At 63.6% G+C, this 560-nt stretch carries 1 protein-coding gene; it reads left to right on the plus strand.

The annotated features are described in order from the left end of the window. On the plus strand, nt 1-540 hold a 540-nt coding region (locus CFR80_RS18805), incomplete at its 5' end, for a phage terminase large subunit family protein (RefSeq protein ID WP_181418294.1). Between the last annotated feature and the right edge of the window lie 20 nt (nt 541-560).

Consider the following 560-nt stretch of genomic DNA (forward strand, 5'->3'; position numbering starts at 1 on the left):
CGCATGCGGCGTATCGTTGTTGCGGTCGATCCATCGGGGTGTTCCGGTCCGGAAGATTATCGCTCGGATGAGATAGGCATATCGGTCTGCGGTGTGGATGCGGACGGCAACGGCCATGTGCTGGCTGACCTATCCTGCCGCGCCGGGCCTGCTGGCTGGGCCAAGATCGCACTGGATGCGCTGGATCTGTGGAAGGGCGACCGGATTGTGGCCGAAAAGAACTTTGGTGGCGCAATGGTCGAAAGCACGATCCGCGCGGCCCGCGCCACGGCGCCGGTCACACTGGTCACGGCGTCGCGTGGCAAATTCGCCCGCGCAGAGCCGGTGGCTGCGCTTTATGAGCAGGGCAAGGTTACGCATCATGGCCGGTTTCCTGATCTTGAGGACCAGTTGTGCCAGTTCTCCATGTCGGGGTTTGAGGGCGCGCGATCACCTGACCGGGCCGATGCGCTGGTCTGGGGGCTGACTGACCTGATGCTTGGTCCACCACCAGCCGCACCGGCGCGATTTGTGCCAACACGTTTCAATCTGGGCCGATAGCGGCCACGGGGTCGCATGGA

This window comes from Komagataeibacter oboediens, from assembly GCF_003207815.1.
Classification (GTDB): domain Bacteria; phylum Pseudomonadota; class Alphaproteobacteria; order Acetobacterales; family Acetobacteraceae; genus Komagataeibacter; species Komagataeibacter oboediens.